The following is a 24,168-nucleotide window of genomic DNA, read 5'->3' as shown; positions in this document are numbered from 1 at the left end:
GTGGCCCCCAGCACCGTCGGCCGATGGCTACAAGAAGGACGGTTGCGCGGACAGCGGACGTTGGGGGGTCATTGGCGGATTCCCGCCGACCAGATCCGCGCACTCCTGGAAGGAGACCAGGGATGAGGCGGCCCTGCCTTCCCGGCCACGCCGTCGCGCGTGATCTGTCCCGCCGAAGCGGCGTGCTGGTGTGGCACGGGGAAACCTCACGCGGCTATCTCGCTCTGGCCGGACGTGAACTGCTCATCGCGGCCACCGCTGAGGAGATGTGGATGAGGCTCGCCGCGCGCGGCCTCATCCCGACACGGGAGGAATCTTCCCCGCGTTCCATGGTTCTGCCCGGGCGCGATCACCTGGCCGACGCCGACACGACCAACACCACCTGGACCCAGACCAGACCGGTCAGACCAGCCGGCCCGGTCTCGTGGGGGCGGCCCGCCTCCGCGTAGACGGCCGCGTCGGGGTGAGCGTCCTGCTCACCGGAAACCCCGGCGTTGGCCAGCCGCCCGTCTCAGGCGCGGGGCGGGCGGCCCGAGCTCCCGCGCGTCGTCCTCAGAGCCCGGCGCGCGGGACCCCGGGGAACCATTGAGGGGTGTTCCCCGGCCCGGTCCGGGACGGTAGAGGGACCGTCCCGGACCACCCCCCTTGTCCGCCGCTACGCCTCCCCGAAGGCCGGCAGCGGCGTATCGATCCCGCGCGCGGATGACCGTTCGACCCCTGCGAGCCCGCGCGCGGCGCCGCCCGCCCCGTCCTCACCCCCGCGGGGCGGGCGGCACACCCATAGAGAGGAGAGACCAGGCCGCGCGCCGTCCACCATCGCGCGTCACACGGTGTGGGCGGGGATCACGCCGCGCAGGTTCTGCGGATACCTCACCCTTCCCGCGTGGGAGATCGCGATCGTGTGCGCATGGGCGCGTCGCCGCGATCCCCGGCACGGGAGTACGGCTGCTCGCCGGGGACCATCCGGTACCGGGTGGTCCGCTACCCGCGCGGCGGGGGATGACGGAACGGTCCGGCCACCTCCTGGGCGCCGGGGCGCCCCGGTTCACAGGCCGGGGGGCAGGCCGCGCCACTCGCGCAGCCGGATCCCTAGCACGATGAGCAGCACCCCGAACGCCAGCGCGTACAGGCCGATGAGCCACGCCAACGCGAGCGCGCCCGCCCCCGGCCACAGCAGCAGGAGCAGACCGGTCACCACCGACAGCACGCCGGCGACCGCGAGCAGCCACTCCCGCCCCATCTCACGCCGCAGCCGGATCGCGGCGGCGATCTGGAGGACACCGCTGAAGAGCGCCCACAACGCGATGAGCGTGACGAGCACGACGGCGGAGATCCCCGGCCACACGACGATCGCGATACCGAAGAGCAGACCCGCCACACCCTGGAGGACGACCACCCACCTGGGCCGTGGATCGGCGGCTGGGGAGAAGGCGTGGAACAGCAGCAGGACACCATCGACGAGCACGTAGACCCCGGCGAGCATCACCAGGACCAGCACGGTGATCTGCGGCCAGAACAGCGTCAACAGACCGAACACCACCGCGGCCACCCCGCGCGCGACGAACGCCCACCAGCGTCCGGACAGTATGTCCAGCATCCCGGCACGACCCCCCGTGTGTAGACGAACACGGGAGGCGCTACCCGGGGTCGCGGCCTTGTGTCCCCCTGGGGAGGTAATGACGAGGGCAGGGGATGCCAGACGGGGGCGGATCAGCCGTGGCGCGTCGGGCCGCCGCCCGGCTCCTCGGCGGGGACGGGGACGCGCAGGGCCCGCAGCAGGGTCGCCAGGAAGTCGTAGTAGCCGGTGAGGGTGATCAGCTCGACCACCCCCGCCTCGCCGAACGCCGCCTCCACGGCGGCGTGGCGGGCGTCGTCCAGATCGCGGTCGCGCAGCAGCGCGCGCGCCGCCTCCACCGCGGCCCGCTCGGCCGCGTCGAGGGAGGACGGGGTGGCGCGCGCCCCCAGCGCGGCGATCTCCTCGTCGGTGAGCCCGACCGTGGCCGCGACCCGGCGGTGCGCGGACCACTCGAACGCGCTGTCCCGCTCGGCCGCCACGGCCAGGATCACGATCTCGCGCGTCCGCGGCGGCAGCGACGTCCCCGAGCCCACCGCCGCGCTGAGCGCCTGGAGCGCGGCGCCGACCCCGGGCGCGGCGAGCATCGCGTTGAACGGGCCGTGCAGCCGGCCCTCGGGGTCGGTCAGCGGGAACGGCGGGCGCGCGCCGTACTTGGCGAGCACGCCGGCGTAGATGTCCCGTTGCGTCCCGCCCAGCTCCTCGGGGGAGTACCAGTGGAGTCGTCCATGCCGCATCCCCCCTTCCTACACCGTGGCCGCGACCTCCGCCGCGGCCACGGCGGGGGAGGTCACCGCCGCTTCCACGCCTCGGTGAGGACCGCGCGCAAGATGGACGCGATCTCCTCGAAGTGCTCGGGGCCGCAGATCAGCGGAGGGGAGAGCTGGATGACGGGGTCGCCGCGGTCGTCGGCGCGGCAGATCAGGCCGGCGTCGAACAGGGCGGGGGAGAGGAACCCCTTGAGCAGGCGGGTGGCCTCCTCGCTGTCGAAGGTCTGCCGGGTCTCCTTGTCCTTGACCAGTTCGATGCCGTAGAAGTACCCCTCGCCGCGAACGTCACCGACGATCGGCAGGTCCAACAGCCCCTCCAGGGCGGCCCGGAACGCCGGGGCGTTGCGCCGGACGTTGCCCAACAGGTCCTCGCGCTCGAACACGTCGAGGTTGGCCAGCGCGGCGGCGGCGGCGACCGGGTGCCCGGCGAAGGTGATGCCGTGGCTGAAGACGCTCCCCTTCTCCTGGAAGGGCTCCATGAGCCGGTCGCGGGCGATCACCCCGCCCAGGGGGACGTAACCGGAGGTGGCGCCCTTGGCGAAGGTGATCATGTCGGGCAGGTAGTCGTAGCGCAGCGCGCCGAAGTACTCGCCGAGGCGGCCGAACGCGCAGATGACCTCGTCGGAGACGAGGAGCACCCCGTGGCGGTCGCAGATCTCGCGGACCCGCTGGAAGTAGCCGGGCGGGGGCGGGAGGCAGCCGCCGGAGTTCTGCACCGGCTCCAGGTAGACGGCGGCGACGGTCTCGGGGCCGTTCTGGATGATCGCGGCCTCGATCTGGTCGGCCGCCCAGCGGCCGAACGCCTCGGGGTCGTCGCCGTGGACCGGGGCCCGGTAGGCGTTGGTGTTGGGCACCTGCACGGTGCTGGGCACCAGCGGCTCGAACTGCGTCTTGAGGGCCTGGACGCCGGTGATGGACAGCGCGCCCAAGGTGGTGCCGTGGTAGGCGACGGCGCGGCTGATCACCTTGTGCCGGGTGGGCTGGCCGACGGCCTTGAAGTACTGGCGGGCCAGCTTCCAGGCCGATTCGACCGCCTCGGAGCCGCCGGTGGTGAAGAAGACCCGGTTCAGGTCGCCGGGGGCCAGCGAGGCGAGGCGTTCGGCCAGTTCGATGGCGCTGGGGTGGGCGTAGGTCCAGATCGGGAAGTAGGCGAGGCGCGCCGCCTGCTCGGCGATGGCCTCGGCGATCTCGGTGCGTCCGTGGCCCACCTGGGAGACGAACAGGCCGGCGAGGCCGTCGAGGTAGCGCCGCCCCTTGTCGTCGTAGACGTAGGCGCCCTCGCCCCGGGTGATCACCGGGACGTCGGCGTCCTGATAGGCCGCCATCTCGGTGAAGTGCATCCACAGGTGGTCCTTTGCCGCGCGCTGGAGCCGCTGGGCGTCGAGCCGGCCCGTCTGGGCTGTCACCTTGTTCCCCCTCGAACTGCCGCCGGATCACGCTGCTCCTGGCGGAGACAGCGGAGTGAACCAAAGAAATAGTCGCATTTCCTGGCTCCATGTCAAGTATCAGTGGCGAAACAAGATATTTACAACGGAATCCCTTGTGTTGAGGGATCTTGTTTGTCAAGGTCTGATCAACGACAATGTGCCTTTCGTCACCTTCCGGAGGAGAGACGCGAACGTGCCCAGCCAGCCCGGACAGCTCCAGCGCCTGCGCAACTTCGTCAACGGCGAGTACGTGGACGCCAGCGACGGCCGCACCGCCGAGATCATCGACCCCTCCACCGGCGAGCCGTTCGCCGAGGCACCCGTCTCGGGCCCGCGCGACGTCGACGCCGCCTACCAGGCCGCGGCGGCGGCGTTCGAGGGAGGCTGGCGCGACTCCACCCCCGCCGAACGGCAGATCGCGCTGAACCGCATCGCCGACGCGGTCGAGGCGCGCGCCGACGAACTCGTCGCCGCCGAGGTCCGCAACTGCGGAAAACCCGTCCAGGCCACCCGGGACGAGGAGATCTGGCAGGTCACCGACGCGCTGCGGTTCTTCGCGGGGGCCGCACGCACCCTGGAGGGCAAGGCCGCCGGCGAGTACATGGCCGACCACACCTCCTGGATCCGCCGCGAACCGATCGGCGTCGTCGGCCAGATCACGCCGTGGAACTACCCGATGGCGATGGCGGCCTGGAAGATCGGCCCGGCCCTCGCCGCGGGCGACACCATCGTCCTTAAACCCTCCGACACCACCCCCCTCTCCACCCTCCTGCTCGCCGAGATCGCCGCCGAGTTCCTGCCGCCGGGCGTGTTCAACGTCGTCACCGGCGACCGCGACACCGGCCGCGCCCTCGTCGACCACCCCACCCCCCGGCTCATCTCGCTCACCGGCTCCACCCGCGCCGGCCTCGAGGTGGCCCAGGCCGGGTCCCGGGACCTCAAACGCCTGCACCTGGAGCTCGGCGGCAAGGCCCCCGTCATCGTCTTCGACGACGCCGACGTCGAAAAGGCCGCCGAGGGCATCGCCGGGGCCGGCTACTTCAACGCCGGCCAGGACTGCACCGCGGCCACCCGCATCCTCGCCGCCCCCGGCATCCACGACGACCTCGCCGCCGCGCTGGCCGAACAGGCGCGCGCGACCCGCACGGCCGGCCCCGACGACACCACCGCCGCCTACGGCCCCCTCAACAACGCCGGCCAGCTCGACCGGGTCAGCGGCTTCCTCGACCGCGCGCCCGACCACGCCTCGGTGCTCGCCGGTGGCTCCCGCGTCGGCGACACGGGCTACTTCTACGCCCCCACCGTCGTCTCGGGGCTGCGCCAGGGCGACGAGATGGTCACCGACGAGATCTTCGGGCCGGTCATCACCGTGCAGCGGTTCGACGACGAGGACACCGCCGTCGCCTGGGCCAACTCCGTGCGCTACGGCCTGGCCTCCAGCGTGTGGACCCGCGACCACGCGCGGGCGCTGCGGGTGTCGCGGCGCCTCGACTTCGGCTGCGTGTGGATCAACACCCACCTCCCCCTCGTCGCCGAGATGCCCCACGGCGGCTTCAAGCACTCCGGCTACGGCAAGGACCTGTCGCTGTACAGCCTGGAGGACTACACCCGCGTCAAGCACGTCATGAGCTACATCGGCCGAGACTGAGAAGGACACCGGCCGCGGGGCGGGCCTCGGCCCGCCCCGCCCCCCACCCCCACCCTTCCGGGTGCCGACCGGACCGACAGGGAACACGCGAACCATGGCCACCAGCACGCACGAAGGCCCGGCCCCCCACCCGCCCACCACCGCCCGCGAAGGCCCCGCCGCCATCGGCCTCGAAGGCGTCGTCAAGACCTACCGCTCGGGCCAGGAGACCGTGGCGGCGGTGCGCGGCATCGACCTGGCCGTCCACCAGGGCGAGTTCTTCTCGCTGCTGGGTCCCTCCGGGTGCGGCAAGACCACGACCATGCGGATGATCGCCGGGTTCGAGGAGCCCACCTCCGGAACGGTCCGCCTGGCCGGGCGCGACGTCACCGGCGTGCCACCGGACCGGCGCGACGTCAACATGGTCTTCCAGAGCTACGCGCTCTTCCCGCACATGAGCGTGGCCGACAACGTCGCCTTCGGGCTGCGCCGCAAGAACGTCCCCAAGGACGAGGTCAGGCGGCGCGTCGGCGAGGCGCTGGACCTGGTGGAGCTGTCCGGGCTGCACCGCCGCCGCCCCGGCCGACTCTCCGGCGGACAGCAGCAGCGCGTCGCGCTGGCCCGGGCCCTGGTCAACCGGCCCGGGGCGCTCCTGCTGGACGAACCGCTCGGCGCGCTCGACCTCAAACTGCGCCAGGCCATGCAGATCGAGCTGAAGCGCATCCAGCGCGAGGTCGGCATCACCTTCGTCTACGTCACCCACGACCAGTCCGAGGCGTTGACGATGTCGGACCGCATCGCGGTCATGAACGAGGGCGTCGTCGAACAGCTCGGCCCGCCCGCGCAGATCTACGAGCGTCCCGCCTCCCGCTTCGTCGCCGGCTTCATCGGCACCTCCAACCTGCTCTCCGGCACCGTGACCACGGGGGTCGGCGAGTACGCCAGGGTCGAGTTCGACGGGATCGGCCACGTCCTCGTCCGCACCGACCAGACCAGCGGGTCGGCCGTGGACGTCACGGTCCGCCCGGAGAAGGTCCACATCGGCGCCGACGAACCCGCCCCCGGCATGAGCCGGCTGCGCGGCACCGTCGGCGAGGTGGTCTACCTGGGGGCGTCGACGCACTACACGGTCGTCCTCGCCAACGGCGCCGAGGTCGTCGTGTTCCGCCAGAACTCCTCCGACGCGAGCAACGCCGCCGAACGCGGCGACCAGGTCTGGCTGTCGTGGCGGCCCGACCACTCCTACGCGCTGCCCCGGTGACCCGGCGCGGGACCGGCCCGACCCCGCGCCGGCCCCGCCCCACCCCCGGACCAGCCAGGACGCCTCCCCGCCCGCCCCACGGGACGGTGGACCCGACCGGAAGACGGATGACGTCGTGCCTCTCCCCCACCGCATGGACCCCGCGGCGATCCGGGGCCTCACCCGGGCGCGGCCCGGCCGCCGCGCCGCCCTGAAACTCTCGGCGCTCGCCGCGGCGGGCGCCGCCCTGGCCGGCTGCTCCATCCGCGGCCAGCGGCTCACCGAGCAGTCGCCCGAACGCTACTGGGCCGGCAAGGAGAGCAACGGCCACCTCAGGTTCGCCAACTGGCCGTTGTACATGGACCCCGAGCGCCCCCAACTCGACCAATTCACCCAGCACACCGGGATCACCGTGGACTACCGGGAATCCATCCAGGACAACCCGTCGTGGTTCGGGCGCATCCAGCCGGTCCTCGCCAGCGGCGGCGACATCGGAGCCGACCTCATGGTCATGACCAACGGCCTGGAGTTCACCAGGCTCAGGGAGCTCGGCTACCTCGCGCCGCTGGACCACGCCCTGCTGCCCACCTACGCCGACCACGGCGGGTCCTCTTACAAGAACACCTCCTACGACCCCGGCAACCGGTTCAGCGTCCCCTACACCTCCGGCATCACCGGGATCGCCTACAACCCCGACCGGGTCGACCGGGAGATCACCTCCCTCGCCGACCTGTGGGACCCCGCGTTCCGCGGGCGGGTGGGCATGATGCGCGACCCACAGGAGATCGCGAACTTCGCGCTGCTCCTCGACGGCGTCGCCCCCGCGGACTCCACGCCCGCCGACTGGGACGCCGCGGCGGCCCGCCTCGCCGAACAGCGCGACAACGGCATCGTCCGCGCCTACTACGAACAGGACTACATCCAGCCCCTCACCAACGGCGACGTGTGGCTGACCATGGCCTGGTCCGGCGACGTCTTCCAGCAGAACGCCGCCGAGGGGACCCGGCTGGAGTTCGTCGTCCCCGAGGAGGGCGGCACGATCTGGACCGACAACATGATGATCCCCATCACCGCGCGCAACCCGGTCGACGCGATCATGCTCATGGACTTCCTCTACGATCCGGCGATCGCCGCCGACCTCACCGAGTACATCAACTACGTGACCCCGGTGCCCGAGGCCCAAGACGTCATCCGGGACCGGGCCGCGCGGGCCAGCGGGGAGGAACGGCAGGCGCTGGCCGACCTCGCCGAAAGCCCCCTGGTGTTCCCCACCGACGAGGAGTACGCCCGGTTGCACAGCTACGTGACCCCCGACGCCGGGGACGCCGAGGCGTTCACCTCGCGCTTCCTCGCGATCACCCAGGCGTGACGGCATGAAGGCGAAGACGACCCCCTACCTCCTCGTGCTGCCGGCCTGGATCTGGTTGGCGATCTTCTTCGTGGTGCCGATCTGCGGCATGCTGTCGGTCTCGCTGATGACCGGCAACGTCCTCGACGGCTTCACCCAGACGTTCCACGTCGCCAACTACGCCGAGGCGATCGACCGCTACTGGCGCCAGATCCTGCGCTCGCTGGCCTACGGCGCGTGCGCGACCGCGCTGTGCGTCGCCATCGGCTACCCGGTCGCGGCCTGGATCGCCTTCCGCGGCGGCCGGCACAAGACGACCTACCTGCTGCTGCTCCTCCTGCCGTTCTTCGTCTCCCAGGTGCTGCGGACGATCTCGTGGCGGTTCCTGCTCGCCGACGACGGCGTGCTGCTGGGGCCGCTCAAGAGCATCGGGCTGCTGCCCGAGGACGCCCACGTCCTCAGCACCCCGCTCGCGGTCGTGACCGGACTGGCCTACAGCCACCTGCCGTTCATGGTCCTGCCGATCTACGCGGTGCTGGAACGGGTGGACCACCGCGTGGTGGAGGCGGCGCGCGACCTGTACGCCACGCGCGCCCAGGCGTTCCTGCGGGTGGTGCTGCCGATGTCGCTGCCCGGCGTGTTCGCCGGCGTGCTCATGGTGTTCGTCCCCACGAGCGCCGACTACGTCAACGCCTCGCTCCTGGGCGGAACGGGCACGACGATGATCGGCAACGTCATCCAGTCGCAGTACCTGGTCAACAACGACTACCCGATGGCGGCGGCGATCACGTTCGTGCTGATGGCGCTCCTGCTCGCCGGGATCTTCGGGTACGCCAGGGCGCTCGGTACCGAACGGGTCATGGAGGTGCGGGCATGACGACCACGCGGACACCCGCCGCCGAGGCGCGCGCGGGCGACCCGGCCCGCCGGCGCCCGCGCCGCCGGATCGACTGGGGGCGCCTGTTCACCTGGGCCGTCCTGGCGTGGCTGTTCACCCCGGTCGCCGGCATGATCGTGTTCAGCTTCAACGACATCGCCGGCCGCCAGAACGTCACCTGGCAGGGCTTCACCCTGAAGTGGTACGGGCAGGCCTTCGCCTACCCCGACCTCAACGCCGCGCTGCTGACCACGGTCGCCGTCGGGGTGCTGACCATGCTCATCGCCGGCGTCACCGGCAGCCTGCTCGGTCTCGCCCTGGGCCGCCACCGTTTCCACGGCCGTGGGGCGACCAACCTCGTCATGTTCGCGGCGATCTGCGCCCCCGAGGTCGTCCTCGGCGCGGCGCTGCTGTCGCTGTTCCTGACCACCGACGTCACGACCGGGTTCGTCACGATCGTCATCGCCCACGTCATGTTCACGATCTCGTTCGTGGCGATCACGGTGCGGGCCCGCGTCATGACGCTCGACCCGAGGCTGGAGGAGGCCGCGCGTGACCTCGGGGCGGGGCCGTGGACCACGTTCCGGCTGGTCACCCTGCCGATGCTGTTCCCGGCGGTCATGGCCGGAGGGCTCCTCGCCCTCGCGCTGTCGGTGGACGACTTCATCATCACCTCCTTCGTCGGCGGCGAGACGACCACCTTCCCGCTGTGGATCTGGGGGTCCACCCGGGTGGGGATCCCGCCCCAGGTCAACGTCATGGGCACGCTCATCTTCGCGGTGGGCGTCCTGCTCGCGATCGTCAACATCGTCCTCGCCCGGCGCCGGTCCTGACCGGCCGACCACGGCCCCGGCGAACGCCGGGGCCGCCCCGCCCCTGCCCCCTCGACGGAAGTGAAGGGCTGTGCCCGCTTCGGACCCGATCTCCGCCTCCCTCGCCCACGCCGAACCCGTCCCCTTCTGGCTCGACCCGACCATCCCCGGCCAGGCCCCACCCGAGCCCCGCCCGCCGCTGACGGGCGCCACCTCCGCGGACCTCGCGGTCGTCGGCGGCGGGTACAGCGGTCTGTGGACCGCGCTGATCGCCAAGGAACGCGCCCCCGGCCGCGACGTCGTCTTAGTGGAGGCGCGGACCGCGGGGTGGGCCGCCTCGGGCCGCAACGGCGGGTTCTGCTCGGCCAGCCTCACCCACGGCCACGCCAACGGCGCCGACCGCTGGCCCGACGAGATCGCCGAACTGGAACGGGCCGGCCGGGACAACCTCGACGGCATCGAGGCCGCGGTGCGCCGCCACGGCATCGAGTGCGAGTTCGAGCGCACCGGTGAACTGCTGGTCGCCACCGAGCCGTGGCAGGCCGCGGACCTCGCCGAACAGGCCGAGCGGATGCGGCGGCTCGGATACGAGGCGGTCCTGCTCGACCGGGAGGAGACACGCGCCGAGGTCGACTCGCCCACCTACGTCGGCGGCCTGTTCGACCCCGCCACCGCGATGGTCCACCCGGCCAAGCTCGCGCGGGGACTGCGCGAAGCCTGTCTGCGGGCGGGGGTGCGGATCTTCGAGCACACCCCCGTGCGCGCAATCCGCCCCGACCCCGCCGGCCTGCGCCTGGAGACCCGCGGCGGTTCGGTCCGGGCCCGCCGCGTCGCCTGGGGGACCGGCGCCTTCCCCGGCCCCCTGCGCCGCCTGCGCGCCTACGTCGTCCCGGTCTACGATTACGCGCTGATGACCGAGCCGCTCACCACGGAGCAAAGGGCCGCGATCGGCTGGAAGGGCCGACAGGGGGTCTCGGACTGCGGAAACCAGTTCCACTACTACCGGCTCACCTCCGACGGCCGTGTCCTGTGGGGCGGCTACGACGTCGTCTACCACTACGGCGGGCGGGTCCGGCCGGAGTACGACCAGCGCCCCGAGACGTTCCAGACGCTGGCCCGCAACTTCTTCGCCACCTTCCCCCAGCTCGAAGGGGTGCGTTTCACGCACCGCTGGGGCGGGGTCATCGACACGTGCAGCAGGTTCTGCGCCTTCTTCGGCACGGCCTTCGGCGGCCGGCTCGCCTACGCCTCCGGGTTCACCGGCCTGGGCGTGGGCGCGACCCGCTTCGGCGCGCAGGTGATGCTCGACCGGTTGGCCGGGGCCTCCACCGCGCGCACCCGCCTGGAGATGGTCCGCACCAAGCCGATCCCGTTCCCGCCCGAACCGGTCCGCTTCGCCGGTATCGAGATCACCCGCCGCTCGATGGCCGCCGCCGACCGCGCCGGCGGGCGGCGCAACCTGTGGCTGCGCGCGCTCGACGCGGTGGGGCTCGGCTTCGACAGCTGAGCGCGGGGCCGGGACGCCCGAGTCGGCGTCCCGGCCCATGACATCTGTCATCGTGGCGTGGCAGCGGAACTCACGGCCGACCGGTGACAACAGCGCCTACCCCGCGCGGACGCCGAAGGCCAAGCTGGTGGACATGAGCACGGCACAGCAGACCTCCCCCTCCGCGACCGGGTCCGTCCCGACCCTCGCCATCAGCGTCCGCGACCTGCGCCAGTCCTACGGGACCTTCGAGGCGGTCCGGGGCATCTCCTTCGACGTCGCCCCCGGCGAGCTGTTCGCGCTGCTCGGCACCAACGGCGCGGGCAAGACCACCACGATCGAAACGCTGGAGGGCTTCCGCCGCCCCAGCGCGGGGACCGTCCGCGTCTTCGGCGTCGACCCCTACGGCCAGCCGCCCGAACTGCGCGAACGTGTGGACGCGGTGCTCCAGCACAGCGGGCTGTTCGAGGAGCTGACCGTCGCCGAGACGATCGACCTCAGCCGCGACCTCGCCGCCGACCCCCGCGACCGCGCGGACGTGCTCGAACTCGTCTCGCTCACGGACAAGGCCGACGTCGCGATCCGGCAGCTCTCCGGTGGGCAGAAGCGCCGGCTCGACCTGGCGCTGGCGCTGGTGTCGCGGCCCGAGGTGCTGTTCCTGGACGAGCCCACCACCGGCATGGACCCCGAGGCCCGCCACGCCACCTGGAAGATCGTCTCCGACCTCGTCTCCGAGGGCGTGGCCGTGCTGCTGACGACGCACTACCTGGAGGAGGCCGAGCGCCTCGCCGACCGGCTCGCGATCATGCACCACGGCGAGATCAGGGTCGAGGGCCGGCTCGACGACGTGCTCACCGGCTGGGGCGACCGGATCGGGTTCCGCCTGCCCGAGCGGGTCCGCGCCGAGGACCTGCCGGACCTGCCCGGCGCCGACCGCGACGTCGACGTCCACAACGGCGAGCCGTGGGTCACCTACACCGTCACCGGCGAGGACACCGCGGGGCGCGCCCACCGGGCGCTCGCCACGCTGCTGGCCTGGGCCGGCGAGCGCGCGGTCCTGCTGGAGCGCCTGCAGGTGCGCGGCGCCTCCCTGGAGGACGTGTTCCTCGACGTCGCCGGCGGCGGCGTCGCCGACCTCGCCCGCGACTGAGCCCGGCCCCGGCGCACGCCCCCTTCCTCCCCTCCACCGACCCCGAGGAGATCCGTCACCATGGTCGCCCCGACCACCCCGTCCCCGCGCTCCCAGACCGCCGCGCCGCGGCCGCCGCGCCGCCCGGTCGGACTCGTCCGGCAGATGCTGCGCCTCACCCGCACCGAGTTCGTCCTCTTCTACCGCTACCGCATGGCGTTGTACGTCGCGGTCCTGCCGGTCGTCTTCCTGCTGCCGTCCTTCAACGCCGGCGACGAGGAACTGCTGCCGGGCGTCAGCGCCGGCGCGTTCTCCCTGGCCTCGACGTTCGCGATGATCGCGATGACGGTCGGCGTCATCCACGTCTCCAACGTCTACGCGGCGCGCCGTGAGCAACTGGTCCTCAAGCGCTTCCGGGTCAGCGGGGTGCGTCCGGCCGCGCTGTTCGGCGCGACGACGCTGTCGGTGTTCGGGGTGGTCTTCGCGCAGTCGCTCATCGTCGTCGCCCTGCTGGCCCTCCAGTACGACGTGCTGCCGGCCGATCCGGTCCTGCTGCTGATCTCGATCGTGCTGTCCACGGTGATCATGTCGCTGTTCGGCGCTGTCATCACCCGTTTCGCCCGCAACGCCGAGAGCGCGCAGATGATCAGCATGATCCCGTTCATGCTGCTGCTCGCGGTCAGCGGGTTCTTCGTCCCGCTGGACGCGATGCCCGACGGGCTCCAGCACGCGCTGGGCCTGCTGCCGATGGTCCCCGCCGTGGACATCGCCCGCAGCGCCTACTTCGGCCACGACTTCTTCGGCGGGGTCGAGGGCGCCGGCGAGCTCGGGTTCGTGGACCTGTGGATCGCCGCGGGGCCGTCGCTGCTGGTGCTGGTGGCCTGGACCGCCATCATGGCCTACCTGGTGCGCTTCATGCCCTGGGACCCGCGCCAGGGCAAGTAGGGACGGAGCCTGTGACGCGGACCCGGCCGGGAGGATCGGCCGGGTCCGTCGTCTACGCTGGCGCCCGGACGAACGGGAGGGGAGCACGACATGCAGGAACCGGTCGGAGGGGGCCACGTCACGGTCCTGGACACCGGTCGGCCCCGTTCGAAGCGGTTCGTCATGGCGCGCAGGGTCATGATGTGGTCGTTCGGGTTCATCCCGGTCTTTTTCGTGGGCTTCCCGCTGCTGGGAATGCTCGGCATGACCCCGCAGATGGACGCGGCGGCGCCGCTGTTCGCCGTGCGGGCCCTGATCGGCTTCGCGGCCTCGGCGGGCTCGGGCTGGCTGACCCTGCGCGCGCTGCTGGCCCGGGTCGCCCACCGCCCCTACACGGTCACGTCGCGCGAGGCCGTCGCGTCGATGGCGCTGCTCGGCGTGCTGATGGTGACGCAGTACGACAACTGGATGGCCCAGATGGTGCCGGCGCTGTGGTGGGCCTCCGTCGTCCTGGCGTTCCCGCGGCGCGAACACCGTGTCGCCCACGTGTCCTTGGTGCTGTCCCTGGTACCCGGCGCGCTGTTCTTCCTCGCCGGCGACCTTCCGCTCATGCTGGGCGCGGTGATGCTGTGCTACCTCGTCTTCTGGGCGGGGATCATGCTGCTGGCCAACTGGTCGCTGATGCTGCTGTGGGACGTGATCGGCGAGGCCTACGCCGCCCGCGACGCCCAGGCGCGGCTCGCCGTCACCGAGGAGCGGTTGCGCTTCGCCCGCGACATGCACGACCTGATCGGCCACAGCCTGTCCGGTATCGCGGTGAAGAGCGAGCTCGCCGCCCGGCTCGCCGAGCGCGACCCGGCCCGGGCGGCGGCGGAGATGCGGTCGGTGCAGCAGGTGGCCCGCGAGGCGCTGCGCGAGGTGCGCGCCGCGGTCAGCGGCTACCGGGACGTCGATCTGGCCGAGGAGATCGCGAGCGTGCGCGCGGTCCTCGTCGCCGCCGGCACCCAGGTCACGGTCACCGGAGAGGACGTCACGCTGCCCGCCGAGCTGCGCGCGCTGGCGGCCTGGGTGGTCCGTGAGGGCGTGACCAACGTCTTGCGGCACAGCTCCGCCAGGCGGTGCGACATCGCGCTGCGCCGTGAGGGGCGCGTGGTCGTGGTGGAGGTGCACGACGACGGCGCCCAGGTCGACGGGGAACGGCTTCTCCGCCGCGGCAACGGCCTGACCGGTCTCACCGAGCGCGTCGCGGCGGTCGGCGGCGCCCTATCGGCCAGCCCGACGGGCGAGCGCGGTTTCCTGCTCAGGGCGGTCCTGCCGCTGCCCGCCGCGTCGTCGGCGACGGAGTGAGCGCGGCCGGGAGGCTCCGGGCCTCCCGGCGGGCGTTGGACGGGCGCGGGGCGCGTTCCCGAGGCGGGGCACCCCTCCGGTGAGGGGCCGCCTCGCTGTCCCGGCCGGGGGCTGACGGCGTCGGGCGCCGTGGCCGACCGGTCCCCAGGGGCCGGCCGGGACGCTGCGGCGACCTGCGGGGACGTCACGGTCGCCCTATCCGAAGAACTGCCGGAATTCCAGCATCGCCGCGCCTTTTTGACGATTCCCATAACTAAAAGTGGTCATGCTGCTACTTTTCGTGTCGTTGGTCACGCAGGGTGACCGACCCAGAACGACGACACCCTCAAGGCAGGAACGATGCAGACGATGCGCAGGATCGCCGTGGTCGCGGCGACCGTCGCGGGGATCATGGCCGCTCCGGTGGGACTCGCCGTGGCCGCGGCCGACACCGGCGACTACGACGCGGGCTCGGGCGGTCTGCTGTCCAACCTCTCCGGACGCAACTCCTCGGGGCACGCCAACCTCTGCGGCACCGGCAAGGTCGCCATCCTGAAGGAACGCACCTGCGTCTCCGAGGACCACGGCTCCGGCGGCGGGGACGTCGCCGGCCCCAGCGGCGGCACCCTGTCCAACCTGCTGTTCGCGCGCAACGCCTCGGGCCACAGCAACAACTGCGGCAACGAGACCGTCTCCGTCATGAGCCGCACCACCTGCATCACCGTGCAGTACTGACCACGACCTTCCGCACGTCGAGGGGGCCCCGATCCCGGGCCCCCTCTCGGAACCGGCCCCGGGCCGAGGTGACCATGAGAACCGACTCACAACTGTGCATAGGCGCGGTGATCCCGCAGACCGGACGGCTGGCCCGCCTGGGCGACCCGCTGTCGTACGTCCTGCGCAGGCTGGCACCACGCCTGGCCCGGACGCGCGTCGGCGGCCGTGACCGCCCGGTGCGCGTCGCGGTCCGCGACAGCCGCTCCGACCCCGACCACGCCCGCCGCGCAGTGCGCGAACTGGCGGTGGACGAGGGCGCGGACGTCGTCCTCACCATGGCCGGCACCCAGGTGCTGCCGGCGGTGGTCGACGCCTGCGAACGGCTCCAGGTGCCGTGCGTGTCCACCACCTTCCCCTGGCAGGCCTACGTCCACCGGCCCGCCCCCGAGGGGGGCCACCGGTTCGCGTGGACCTACCACTTCGCCTGGGGGCTGGACGACATCGCCCGGGTGTTCGCCGAGATGTGGGAGCGCCTGGGACCGGCGCAGACGGTCGGCTGCCTGTGGAACGACGACCTCCAGGGCACACTGCTGCGCCGGGAGTTCGTCCCCGTGGCGCGCGAGCGCGGCCACGAGCTGGTCGATCCCGGCGGCTACCAGGAACCCGCCGCCGACCTGACCAAGCACGTCGAGTACCTTCGCGGAAACGACGTCGACGTCATCACCAGCGCGGCCACCTCCACCGACCTCGCGCTGTTCCACCGCGAGGCCCGCAGGGCCGGGATGCGCCCGCGGCTGATCACCTGTTCGCGCTGGCTGGCCTACCCCCACCTGCACGCCGGCGACGACCTCGCCGACGCGCGGGTGGCCACCCTGGTCTACTGGACGCCGCGCCACCCCTACGCCTCCTCCCTGGACGGCACCACCCCCGCGGAACTCGCCGCGGCCTACCAGGACGAGACCGGCAACCCGTGGCTCCAGCCCCTCGGCCTGGCCCACGCCCTGGTCGAGGTCGCCCACCACGCCCTGGTCCACGCGGACGACCCCGACGACGGCCGGGCCGTCGCCGAGGCCGTCTCGCGCACCCGCCTGCACACCATGGCGGGGTTCCTCGACTGGACGAGCGGCCCCACCCCGAACGTCGCGCTGGTCCCGCTGGTCGGCGGCCAGTGGCAGTCCGGCCCGCAGGGCCACGACCTCGCCGTGGTCACCAACACCGCGCTGCCGGACCTTCCCGTCACCGCCGACGTGCTGCCCGCGGGGTGACGCCGAGGGCCGGCCGACGCGACGCCCTCCTTCCGGCGTCCGGTCCGGCCCACGGCGCGGCGTTCCCTCCCTCCGAGGGACGCCGGGCACCCGGCCCCGCGCGGGGGCACGGGCCGGGTGCCCCACCGAGGCGCTACGCGGGTCCCGTGGGCCGGCTCCGGCGACCAGGCCCGGCCGCGGCCGTCTACCCTGGAGCCGTGCCCGAGCCTCACGCGATCCCGCCGTCCCCCGCCACGCCGCCCGTGCGCATCGTCCTGGCCGACGACGAGCACCTGGTCCGCGGCGCGATCGCCGCCCTGCTGGGCCTTGAGGAGGACCTGGAGGTCGTCGCCGAGGTGGGCCGGGGCGACCAGGTGGCCGCGGCGGTCACCGCGCACCGCGCCGACATCGCCGTCCTCGACATCGAGATGCCCGGGGCGACCGGCCTCGACGTGGCCGCCGAGCTCAAACGAGCCGCCCCGGACTGCGGCGTGCTGATCCTCACCAGCTTCGGGCGCCCCGGCTACCTGCGCCGGGCGCTCGCGGCGGGCGCGCGCGGGTTCCTGGCCAAGGACGCGCCGGTGGAGCAACTGGCCGGCGCGATCCGCAAGGTGCACGCGGGAGGCCGCTACATCGACACCGAGCTCGCCGCCACCGCGATGACGGCGGGCGAGAGCCCCCTCACCGACCGCGAGACCGACGTGCTGCGGGCCGCGGCCGAGGGCGCCTCCGTCGCCGACATCGCCCGGGACCTGCACCTCAGCGAGGGCACCGTGCGCAACTACCTGTCCGCGGCCATCGGCAAGACCGGGGCGGCCAACCGCATGACCGCGATCCACACCGCCCGCGAGATGGGCTGGTTGTAGGAGCCTCCGGCCCCGGCCTCACAGGAAGCGCAGCACCAGCATGGCGGTGTCGTCGGTGTGCCCGCTGGGGGCGAACTCCTCCAGCTCGCGGTCGATGCGTGCGATGACGGCCTGCGCGGTCAGTCCCGAGCAGCCCGAGAAGATCTGGGTCAGCCCCTCGTCGCCGAGCATCTCCTCGGCGTTGCGGCGCTCGGTGACGCCGTCGGTCACCGCGAGCAGCACGTCGCCCGATGCCACCTCGACCGTCTCGGTGAAGAAGTCCACGTCCTCGAACGCGCCGAGCAGCGGCTGGGAGGTGCCCAGCGGGCCGACCTCGCCGTCGGCGCGCAACCGCAGCGGCAGCGGATGGCCGGCCGAGACCAGGCGGATGCGCACCGTCCCGCCCGGGGCGGCCGGGATGATCTCGCCGTACAGCATCGTCAGGAAGCGGGTCGTGGTGTTCTCGTCGAGGATCGCGAGGTTGAGCCGGCGCATGATGTGCGACGGCGAGAACCCCTCGCGGGCGAGCGCGCGCAGGGTGTGGCGGGCCAGACCGGTGACCGCGGCGGCCTCCGGACCGGTTCCGCACACGTCGCCGATCGCGAAACACCAGCGCCCGTCGCTGGCGAACACGTCGTAGAAGTCGCCGCCCACCACGGTCCGCTCGTCGGCCGGCCGGTAGAACACGGCGTGGTCCACGCCGGGGATCTGCGGCTCCTTCTCCTTCGCGGGCAGCAGGCTGCGTTGCAGCGCCTCGCTCATCGAGGTCTGGTTGGAGTACAGCCGCGCGTTCTCCAGGGCCGAGGAGACACGTTGGGTCAGGTCATCGGCCACGTCGACGTCTTCGCGGGTGAAGTCGTCGGCGGGGGCCTTGCCGATGGACATCCGGCCGAGCACCCGTCCGTGGGCGACGAGGGGGATGCTGATGGCGGGGCCGTCAGCCAGCTCCAAGGTCAGCTCGTCGTCGAGGCCGGCCCCGACCAGGGCCTCGTGCGGCCACAACGGGGCCGGTTCCCGCTGTTCGCGCGGCGGCAGGGCGGTGATCAGCTCGCGCAGCACGTCGATGCGGTTCTCGTTGCGGTGTGTGACGTGCAGCAGCCGGAAGGCGCCGAGCTCGTTGGCGATGTGGATGGCGCACCAGTTCCCCAGCCGGGACGTGATGAGCTGGGCCGCCAACGCCGCGGTCATCTGCTCGTCGAGCGTGCCGGCGAGCAGGTCGCTGGCCTCGGCGAGGAAGCTCAGCGACGCCCGCCGGGCCAGCTCCACCTGGGCGAGCCGGGCGCGTTCGACCGGCAGCGCGATCCGGTCGGCCCCCTCCTGGAGCCGGTCGGCGGCGGTCCGGCCGAAGTGGCGGATGCGGCGGGAGGCGACCCCGATCAGCCCGGTGATGCGCCCCTCGACGATCAGGGGCGCGGTGACCAGCGAGCGCATGCCGGCCGCGGAGAGACGCCCCCGGTGGGCGCGCGCGATCATCAGGTCGTCGTTGATGACGGGGCCGGGCTCGGGCGTGGCCGAGGGGAAGGTCTCCTCGGTGCGGCTGCGGAAGGGGCGCCACGGGCCACTGGTCAGCCCGACCGCGGCCCGCACCTCCCACTCGGTCTCGTCGGTCGTGGCCAGGGAGATGTAAGCGGCGTCACCGCCCAGGACGGTCCGGGCGTGCTCGACCATGCGCTCCAGCAGCTCCGGCAGCGTCAGGCGGGCCGACAGGGCCTCGTCCAGCGGGGCCCACGGGTCGGGGCGCTGCTGCCGGGGACGCTGCGCGCCGCGGACGGGCAGCGGCGGGGACAGGGAGGGGCGTCCCTGCGGGCCGGTGACCTCGTCCTCGATGCGGAACCAGACGGCCTTGTCCTCTTTGCTGTAGCTCACGCCCCAGCTCGACGCGATCGCGCCGGCCAGCGCGAGCCCCAGGCCGCCGCTGCGGGCGTTGTCCAGGGAGGGCGAGGTGTCCACCGCGAGCGGCCCGGCCTTGGGGACCGCGCGTTCGGGGACCCGGTCGGCGACGACCACCTCGATCGCGTCGGGCAGCCGTCGCACGGTCAGCTCCAAGACGGTCTCGGCGTGGATGACCGCGTTCGTCACCAGTTCGCTCACCAGCAGGATCACGTCGTCGGTGGAGCGGCGCACGTCCCAGTCGCGCAGCGTCTCGCGGACGAAGGCGCGGGCCTCGCCCGCGGTTTCGGGATCTGGAGCGAATTCTCGGCGGGCGACCTTCATTGCGTCATGTGGCATCGTGAAGCCGTACGGTTTCTCTGAGTCGCGGACGGGGACGGAAGGGATGGAGGACCTTGACACGATCGATCCATACCCGGTCCGGTCCCGTCCCGGACCCTGGTGTGCGGCGGTACTCGACCGTGGAGCATCGTGGGAACCCAGCCATGATGTCAGAACGTCGTCGTATTGAGCAGCTTGGCCGATTAACGTAAAGCATGCGGTTCATCTGGCCCGATCCCGGACGAACCGCGTGACGAGTGGGTGGAGCCGTGGGCGGCCCCGCTCCCGAACCCCCTCTCGCCGGCCCCCGGCGCGAGTGCGGAGCGGCGTGCCACCGACGGTAGAGGAGGGGGATCCATGCCCGAAGTGACGAACGCGCCGGCGTCGGACGACGAGCTGGACAAGCTCCTCGACGTCCTCTACAGCATGCGTGACGGGGACTTCAGCGTACGCCTCAACAATAGGGGCGGTGGCAAGCATGGCGAGATCGCCTCCGTTCTCAACCAGGTCCTGGACCACTGCGAACAGCTCAGCAGCGAACTCCAACGAGTGGGCGGCGTGGTCAGCACCGAGGGGCGGCTCGTCGAGCGGGTGTCGGTCCACCCGGCGAAGGGCGCGTGGGGCAAGAGCGTCCGCGCCCTCAACCAGCTTCTCGACGACGTGAGCGGCCCGGTCATCTCCGTCGCCCAGATCCTCGACGCGGTCGCCAACGGTGACCTGTCCCAGCGTGTCGACCTCGCCGGCCGGCGCGCCCCCCTCCACGGCGACCTGCTCCGCCTGGCCACCTCGGTGAACCGCATGGCCGACCAGATGGCCGGTTTCACCATGGAGGTCACCCGGGTGGCGCGCGAGGTGGGCACCGAGGGCAAGCTCGGTGGCAGCGCCCGGGTCGAGGGTGTCTCGGGTGCCTGGCGGGACGTGACCGAGGCCGTCAACCAGATGGCGGCCCGGCTCACCGCGCAGGTGCGCGACATCTCCACGGTGACCGTCGCGGTCTCCCGGGGTGATCTGAGCCGCAAGGTGACGGTGGACGTCCAGGGCGAGATGCTTCAGCTCAAGGACACCGTGAACACCATGGTGGACCAGCTCTCGACGTTCGCCGACGAGGTGACCCGGGTGGCGCGCGAGGTGGGCACCGAGGGCAAGCTGGGCGGTCGGGCCAACGTCAAGGGCGTGTCGGGCATCTGGAAGGACCTGACGAACAACGTCAACTCGATGGCCGACAACCTCACCAACCAGGTGCGCGACATCTCCCAGGTCACCACGGCCGTGGCCCGGGGTGACCTGAGCCGCAAGGTGACGGTGGACGTCCAGGGCGAGATGCTCCAGCTCAAGGACACCGTCAACACGATGGTCGATCAGCTCGACTCCTTCGCCGATGAGGTCACCCGGGTGGCCCGTGAGGTGGGCACCGAGGGCAAGCTGGGCGGTCGGGCCAACGTCAAGGGCGTGTCGGGCATCTGGAAGGACCTCACCGACAACGTCAACTCCATGGCCAACAGCCTGACCTACCAGGTGCGCAACATCTCCCAGGTCACCACGGCGGTCGCCAAGGGCGACCTCACCAAGAAGATCACCGTGGACGCCCAGGGCGAGATGCTCCAGCTCAAGGACACCGTCAACACGATGGTGGACCAACTGGAGTCCTTCGCCGACGAGGTCACCCGCATGGCGCGCGAGGTCGGTACCGAGGGCAAGCTCGGCGGACAGGCCCACGTCCGCGGCGTGTCCGGGGTCTGGAAGGACCTCACCGACAACGTCAACTCCATGGCCAACAACCTCACCCACCAGGTGCGCCAGATCGCGATCGTGACGACCGCGGTGGCCCGGGGCGACCTCACCAAGAAGATCACGGTCAACGCCAAGGGCGAGATCCTCGAACTCAAGGACACCATCAACGTGATGGTGGACCAGCTGTCGGCCTTCGCCGACGAGGTGACCCGGGTCGCGCGCGAGGTGGGCACCGAGGGCAAGCTGGGCGGCCGCGCCGACGTCAAGGGTGTCTCGGGCATCTGGAAGGACCTGACCGAGAACGTCAACTCGATGTCGCACAACCTCACCACGCAGGTGCGCAACATCTCGCAGGTGACGTCGGCGGTCGCGGCCGGTGACCTGAGCAAGAAGATCACCGTGGACGCCCAGGGCGAGATGCTGGAGCTCAAGGACACCATCAACACGATGGTCGACCAGCTCTCGACGTTCGCCACGGAGGTCACCCGGGTGGCCCATGAGGTGGGCAGCGAGGGGCAGCTCGGCGGCCAGGCCAAGGTCGACGGGGTGTCGGGCACCTGGAAGCAGCTCACCGACAGCGTCAACGAGCTGGCCGGCAACCTCACCACGCAGGTGCGCGCCATCGCCTCGGTGGCCAGCGCCGTCACCCGCGGCGACCTCACCCAGTCGATCCAGGTGGACGCCCGCGGAGAGGTCGCCACGCTCAAGGACAACATCAACCTGATGGTGTCCAACCTGCGCGAGACCACCGCGGCCCAGCGGGACGAGGACTGGCTGAAGAGCAACCTGGCGCGGATCTCCGGCCTCATCCAGGGCCACCGCGACCTCAACGAGCTCGCCCGGCTCATCATGACCGAGGTGACACCGCTGGTCCACGCCCAGCACGGCGCCTGCTTCCTGCCCGAGGACGAGAACGAGGAGGAGGTGTTCCGGCTCTACGCCGGGTTCGGCTACCAGCCGGCCGAACCGCGCCGGCGCATCCGCATCGGCAGGGGCCTGGCCGGCGAGGCGATGGCCCAGCGCAAGGAGATGGTCATCCGCGACGTCCCCGGCGACTACGTCAAGATCGAGTCGGGGCTCGGCGAGGCGCCGCCGATGAGCATCGCGATCTTCCCGATCATGTCCGAGGGGCGGGTGCTCGGCGTCTTCGAGTTCGCCTCCTACGGCGAGTTCCGCGAGATCCACCTCAACTTCCTGCGCCAGCTCATCGGCCTGATCGGCGCGACGATCAACACGATCCTGGCCAACTCCAAGACCGAGTACCTGCTGTTGCAGTCCCAGCAGCTCACCACCGCGTTGCAGGAGCGCTCCAACGAGCTCCAGCGCCAGCAGGAGGAGCTGCGCCGCAAGAACGCCGAACTGCACAGCAAGGCCGGGCAGCTCGCCAGCCAGAACCGCGCGATCGAGTTGCAGAACCGTCAGATCGAACGGGCCCGGCGTTCGCTGGAGGACCGGGCGCACCAGCTCCAGGTGTCCTCGAAGTACAAGTCCGAGTTCCTCGCGAACATGTCGCACGAGCTGCGCACGCCGCTCAACAGCCTGCTCATCCTGGCGCGGCTGCTGGCCGACAACACCGAGCAGAACCTCACGCCCAAGCAGGTCGAGTTCGCCCAGACCATCCACAAGGCGGGCAGCGACCTGCTCCAGCTCATCGACGAGATCCTGGACCTGTCCAAGGTCGAGGCCGGACGCATGGAGGTGCGGCCCGGGGACGTGTCCATCAGCCAGCTCGTCGACTACGTCGAGGCGTCGTTCAGGCCGATGGCCAGCGACAAGGGGCTGGCGTTCGCGGTCGAGGTGTCACCCGACATCCCCGAGTACCTGTGGACCGACGAGCAACGCCTCCAGCAGGTCCTGCGCAACCTGCTGTCCAACGCGGTGAAGTTCACCAACACCGGCGAGGTGCGGCTGCTCATCGAGCCGGCCTGGGCGCTGGAGGACGCCGACCTCGACGTCTTCGGCGAGAACGACGAGGTGATCGCCTTCTCCGTGGCCGACACCGGCATCGGGATCCCCGAGGACAAGCTTCAGGTCATCTTCGAGGCGTTCCACCAGGGCGAGGGCGGTACCAGCCGCCGCTACGGCGGTACCGGCCTGGGGCTGTCCATCAGCCGCAACATGGCGCTGCTGCTCGGCGGTGAGATCCGGGTCCAAAGCGTCCACGGCCAGGGCAGCACCTTCACCCTGCTGCTGCCGGTCCGGCTGCCCGAGGGCACCACCGAGCGGCTGGACGAGACGGTCGACATCGCCCCGACCCAGCTGCCCGGCGACTCCTCCTCGGCGGGGACGGGGCCGCTCGCGCTGCTCGACGACTTCGGCGACGACACCGACGTCGAGGAGGAGCCGCCCTCGTTCGCGGACGAGGAGCCGGCGCAGGTTCCCGTCCTCAAGACGCCCGAACCGGTGGCCGACTCCGGTCCGAAGGAGCCGGAGGTCCGCGACGACCCCGAACGGGACGCGGTCTTGGAGGGGCGCCGGGTTCTCATCGTCGATGACGACATCCGCAACGTCTTCGCGCTCACCAGCGCCCTGGAGGCGCACGGACTGGAGGTGCTCTACGCCGACAACGGCCACACCGGCATCGAGAAGCTCGAGGCCAACGAGGACATCGCCCTGGTCCTGATGGACATCATGATGCCCGAGCTCGACGGTAACGCCACGACCCGGGCGATCCGCGAGATGCCCCAGTTCGCGGACCTGCCGATCATCTCGTTGACGGCCAAGGCCATGCAGGGCGACCGCGAGCGCAGCCTCGAGGCCGGCGCCTCCGACTATGTGACCAAGCCGGTCGATCTCGATCACCTGCTGGATGTCATGCGAACGTGGTTGGATCGGGACAACCGTACGCACCGCGCAGAAGAAGATGGGCAGGAGTCGTAGA

General features: G+C 71.6%; 19 protein-coding genes. 15 read left to right on the top strand and 4 right to left on the bottom strand.

All coding sequences use genetic code 11. The annotated features are described in order from the left end of the window. Together B5D66_RS26580 and B5D66_RS23330 are read left to right on the top strand one after the other, a co-directional pair. Positions 1 to 126 (top strand): helix-turn-helix domain-containing protein, encoded by a 126-nt coding sequence (locus tag B5D66_RS26580; RefSeq protein ID WP_078764225.1) that lies wholly within the window; start codon positions 1 to 3, stop codon positions 124 to 126. Beyond that, on the top strand, positions 123 to 449 hold the full coding sequence (locus B5D66_RS23330; protein ID WP_078763962.1) for a hypothetical protein: 327 nt from the start codon (positions 123 to 125) through the stop codon (positions 447 to 449). Before B5D66_RS26580 ends, B5D66_RS23330 begins: the two co-directional genes overlap by 4 nt. A gap of 596 nt (positions 450 to 1,045) precedes the next feature. On the opposite strand, the gene B5D66_RS23325 is transcribed toward B5D66_RS23330, so the two are convergent. From B5D66_RS23325 to B5D66_RS23315, 3 genes are all read right to left on the bottom strand, one after another. Further along, positions 1,046 to 1,597: an HdeD family acid-resistance protein gene (locus tag B5D66_RS23325; protein ID WP_144390288.1), complete on the bottom strand. Its 552-nt coding sequence runs from the start codon at positions 1,595 to 1,597 to the stop codon at positions 1,046 to 1,048. A 113-nt stretch (positions 1,598 to 1,710) separates the two neighbouring features. After that, a complete protein-coding gene (locus B5D66_RS23320) occupies positions 1,711 to 2,310 on the bottom strand; it encodes a carboxymuconolactone decarboxylase family protein (RefSeq protein ID WP_078763961.1) in 600 nt (199 codons plus the stop codon). 53 nt (positions 2,311 to 2,363) lie between these two features. Then, entirely contained in the window at positions 2,364 to 3,749 is a 1,386-nt protein-coding gene (locus B5D66_RS23315; protein ID WP_078763960.1) for an aspartate aminotransferase family protein, read from the bottom strand. A 214-nt stretch (positions 3,750 to 3,963) separates the two neighbouring features. Between B5D66_RS23315 and B5D66_RS23310 the strand changes: the two genes are divergently transcribed. The 12 genes from B5D66_RS23310 to B5D66_RS23255 all read left to right on the top strand — a co-directional run bounded on the left by B5D66_RS23310 (position 3,964) and on the right by B5D66_RS23255 (position 17,366). After that, positions 3,964 to 5,418: a gamma-aminobutyraldehyde dehydrogenase gene (locus tag B5D66_RS23310; protein ID WP_078763959.1), complete on the top strand. Its 1,455-nt coding sequence runs from the start codon at positions 3,964 to 3,966 to the stop codon at positions 5,416 to 5,418. Positions 5,419 to 5,512: 94 nt separating this feature from the next. After that, on the top strand, positions 5,513 to 6,658 hold the full coding sequence (locus B5D66_RS23305; protein ID WP_078763958.1) for an ABC transporter ATP-binding protein: 1,146 nt from the start codon (positions 5,513 to 5,515) through the stop codon (positions 6,656 to 6,658). 133 nt (positions 6,659 to 6,791) lie between these two features. Further along, positions 6,792 to 8,006, top strand: coding sequence for a polyamine ABC transporter substrate-binding protein (locus B5D66_RS23300; protein WP_078763957.1), 1,215 nt, complete (start codon positions 6,792 to 6,794; stop codon positions 8,004 to 8,006). Positions 8,007 to 8,010: 4 nt separating this feature from the next. Further along, positions 8,011 to 8,862 carry an ABC transporter permease gene (locus tag B5D66_RS23295; RefSeq protein ID WP_078763956.1) on the top strand — a complete coding sequence of 284 codons (852 nt, stop codon included), beginning with the start codon at positions 8,011 to 8,013 and terminating at the stop codon, positions 8,860 to 8,862. Continuing rightward, on the top strand, positions 8,859 to 9,695 hold the full coding sequence (locus B5D66_RS23290) for an ABC transporter permease (protein WP_078763955.1): 837 nt from the start codon (positions 8,859 to 8,861) through the stop codon (positions 9,693 to 9,695). The genes B5D66_RS23295 and B5D66_RS23290 overlap by 4 nt, the downstream gene beginning before the upstream one ends. A gap of 70 nt (positions 9,696 to 9,765) precedes the next feature. After that, entirely contained in the window at positions 9,766 to 11,181 is a 1,416-nt protein-coding gene (locus B5D66_RS23285; protein ID WP_078763954.1) for an NAD(P)/FAD-dependent oxidoreductase, read from the top strand. A gap of 133 nt (positions 11,182 to 11,314) precedes the next feature. After that, positions 11,315 to 12,310 carry an ABC transporter ATP-binding protein gene (locus B5D66_RS23280; protein ID WP_078763971.1) on the top strand — a complete coding sequence of 332 codons (996 nt, stop codon included), beginning with the start codon at positions 11,315 to 11,317 and terminating at the stop codon, positions 12,308 to 12,310. 60 nt (positions 12,311 to 12,370) lie between these two features. After that, complete coding sequence (locus B5D66_RS23275) at positions 12,371 to 13,234, top strand: ABC transporter permease (protein ID WP_078763953.1); 864 nt, start codon at positions 12,371 to 12,373, stop codon at positions 13,232 to 13,234. A gap of 90 nt (positions 13,235 to 13,324) precedes the next feature. After that, the gene (locus B5D66_RS23270; protein ID WP_078763952.1) at positions 13,325 to 14,560 is read left to right on the top strand and encodes a sensor histidine kinase; all 1,236 of its coding nucleotides are present in this window, start codon (positions 13,325 to 13,327) and stop codon (positions 14,558 to 14,560) included. 339 nt (positions 14,561 to 14,899) lie between these two features. Then, on the top strand, positions 14,900 to 15,274 hold the full coding sequence (locus tag B5D66_RS23265) for a hypothetical protein (protein WP_078763951.1): 375 nt from the start codon (positions 14,900 to 14,902) through the stop codon (positions 15,272 to 15,274). A 74-nt stretch (positions 15,275 to 15,348) separates the two neighbouring features. Then, positions 15,349 to 16,521 (top strand): ABC transporter substrate-binding protein, encoded by a 1,173-nt coding sequence (locus B5D66_RS23260; RefSeq protein WP_078763950.1) that lies wholly within the window; start codon positions 15,349 to 15,351, stop codon positions 16,519 to 16,521. 197 nt (positions 16,522 to 16,718) lie between these two features. After that, a complete protein-coding gene (locus tag B5D66_RS23255) occupies positions 16,719 to 17,366 on the top strand; it encodes a response regulator transcription factor (RefSeq protein WP_235001186.1) in 648 nt (215 codons plus the stop codon). A gap of 18 nt (positions 17,367 to 17,384) precedes the next feature. Here B5D66_RS23255 and B5D66_RS23250 read toward each other — a convergent pair whose 3' ends face one another. Next, positions 17,385 to 19,574, bottom strand: a complete 2,190-nt coding sequence (locus B5D66_RS23250; RefSeq protein WP_394330085.1) for a SpoIIE family protein phosphatase — start codon at positions 19,572 to 19,574, stop codon at positions 17,385 to 17,387. Positions 19,575 to 19,913: 339 nt separating this feature from the next. On the opposite strand from B5D66_RS23250, the gene B5D66_RS23245 reads away from it, so the two are divergent. Then, a complete protein-coding gene (locus B5D66_RS23245; protein WP_078763948.1) occupies positions 19,914 to 24,167 on the top strand; it encodes a HAMP domain-containing protein in 4,254 nt (1,417 codons plus the stop codon). The last annotated feature ends 1 nt before the right edge of the window (position 24,168 follow it).

The organism is Marinactinospora thermotolerans DSM 45154, assembly GCF_900167435.1.
GTDB lineage: Bacteria > Actinomycetota > Actinomycetes > Streptosporangiales > Streptosporangiaceae > Marinactinospora > Marinactinospora thermotolerans.
This window is presented reverse-complemented; position numbering and strand designations above follow the sequence as displayed.